Annotated in this window: 2 protein-coding genes; one reads left to right on the forward strand and one right to left on the reverse strand. The window is 73.5% G+C overall.

The annotated features are described in order from the left end of the window. The first annotated feature begins 140 nt into the window (after positions 1 to 140). On the forward strand, positions 141 to 965 hold the full coding sequence (locus tag FNQ90_RS21025) for a phosphatase (RefSeq protein WP_182607792.1): 825 nt from the start codon (positions 141 to 143) through the stop codon (positions 963 to 965). Positions 966 to 1059: 94 nt separating this feature from the next. On the opposite strand, the gene tesB is transcribed toward FNQ90_RS21025, so the two are convergent. Beyond that, a complete protein-coding gene (gene tesB, locus FNQ90_RS21030) occupies positions 1060 to 1950 on the reverse strand; it encodes an acyl-CoA thioesterase II (protein WP_182607791.1) in 891 nt (296 codons plus the stop codon). Positions 1951 to 2034 lie beyond the last annotated feature (84 nt).

Here is a 2034-nt window from a genome sequence, read left to right on the forward strand (position 1 = left end):
AGGGTAGGCAGCGGGACGCGGGGGGGCGGTTCCGCCTTTCCGGCGGAACCGGGGTCACGTTTTGGACACCCCGGCGGGCGCTCGCCCGGGCGTTCGGAACGGCGGGTCACAATGAGCCCATGACCTCGGTCCCCCCGGCCATGTCGGCCGTTCCCGTACCGCCGGGCCCGCCGGTTCGACCGGTGTCCCCGGCTCCCTCCCGCTCCGAGTTGGCGGAGCACCTCGTGCGCACCCGGATCGCGGGCGAGGTGGCCACCCCGAGGGAGAACAACCTCTCCCACTACCGGGAGTTGGCCAACGGCAACCGCTACTACTGGCTGGGAGTGGAACTGGGCGACCGCTGGAGCGACGAGCAGGACGTGCTCGCGGTGATGGCGGAGCGCTGCGGCGTGGACGGGGACCCCACCCATCGGCAGGGGCAGGACACCATCGACCCGGAGTTGACGGTGGCCGCGCTGGACCGCACGGCGGAGGTGCTGCGTCGCACGGCCGAGCGGGGCGGGCGGTTCCTCTCCGCCACCGGGCACCCGGGCGGCCTGTTGGACACCCACTCCCGGGTGACGGCTGCCCTGGTGGCGGCGGGGTGCGAGCTGGTGCGGGTGCCGCTGGGGCTGACCGCCGACGAGGGCGTGGTCACCCAGTTGGCGGGGGTGGCGATGTACGAGCGGGGGGCGTCCCTGTGGCACACCCATTCCCCCGCGCCGATGGCGGAGATCCTGCGGGCCCTGCCGCAGGAGGGCGAGGCGCCGCCGGACCTGGTGATCGCCGACCACGGGTGGGCCGGATGCGCGGCGCAGCACGGCATCGAGACGGTGGGATTCGCGGACTGCAACGACCCCGCGCTCTTCCTGGCCGAGGCGGAGGGGACGCTGGCGGTGTGCGTGCCGCTGGACGACCACGTGACCGATCCCCGGTACTACGAGCCGATGACGGCGTACCTCCTGTCGGCGGCCGGGCTGGAGTGAGCCCCGCCCCGGATGCGTCGGGCGGACGTCCCGGCACCGGCGGCGGGACGGCGGTCGCCCGGGGTGGGATCGGGCGGACCGGGTGGACCGGGGGTCAGGAGCGGTCCCGGGGGACGCGCACCACACCCTCCTGGATGACCGAGACGGCGAGCCGGCCGTCGCGGGTCCAGATCTGCCCCCGGGCCAGACCGCGCCCGTTCTGCGTGGTCGGGGCGTCGGTGTCGTACAACAACCACTCGTCGGCACGGAACGGCCGGTGGAACCACATGGCGTGGTCGAGACTGGCGCCGACCACGTCGCCGACCGTCCAGCCGCCGCGCCCGTGCGCCAGGAGCACCGAGTCCAGCAGGGTCATGTCGGAGACGTAGGTGGCCAGGCACAGGTGGACGACGGGGTTGTCGTGGACGCCCTGGATCTTGCCGTCGGTGCGGAACCACACCCGCGAGCGCGCCTCGCGCGGCTCGCCGACGGTGGCGTAGGGCGGTTCGACGGCGTAGCGCAGGTCGATGGCGCGGCGTGCCTCGAGCAGCAGCGGCACCACGTCGGGGTGCATGAAGGTGTCGGCGTAGCGGGGCAGCAGTTCGTCGGCGGTCGGCAGCGACTCCGGATCGGGGGCCTGCGGCATCTCCTCCTGGTGCTCCAGGCCATCCTCGTGCACCTGGAAGGAGGCCGAGAGGTGGAAGATCGGCTGCCCGTGCTGGACGGCGACCACCCGGCGGGTGGTGAACGACCTGCCGTCGCGGATGCGGTCCACCTGGTAGACGATCGGGGCGCCGGGGTCCCCGGGGCGCAGGAAGTAGGAGTGCAGGGAGTGCGGCAACCGGTCGTCGGTGACGGTGCGGCAGGCGGCGACCAGCGCCTGGGCGGCGACCTGCCCGCCGAAGACCCGGGGGATCACCGAGGGGTGGCTGTCGCCCCGGTAGATGTCCTGTTCGATCCGCTCGAGGTCGAGCAGGTCGAGCAGGTACTGAAGGGTGTCGTTCATGAAACAAGTTCTACCCGATGGGGTCGGCGCCGGCCGGCCCGGTGCGGGCTTCCCGGCCGGGGCCCGACCGGCGACGCCGGGGGC

The sequence above is a fragment of the Streptomyces alkaliphilus genome (assembly GCF_014141535.1).
Taxonomy (GTDB): domain Bacteria; phylum Actinomycetota; class Actinomycetes; order Streptomycetales; family Streptomycetaceae; genus Streptomyces; species Streptomyces alkaliphilus.

Excerpts from the sequence above, each read along its gene's own strand:
- tesB (WP_182607791.1), bottom strand. The coding sequence starts at position 1,950 with ATGAACGACACCCTTCAGTACCTGCTCGACCTGCTCGACCTCGAGCGG.
- FNQ90_RS21025 (WP_182607792.1), top strand. The coding sequence starts at position 141 with ATGTCGGCCGTTCCCGTACCGCCGGGCCCGCCGGTTCGACCGGTGTCC.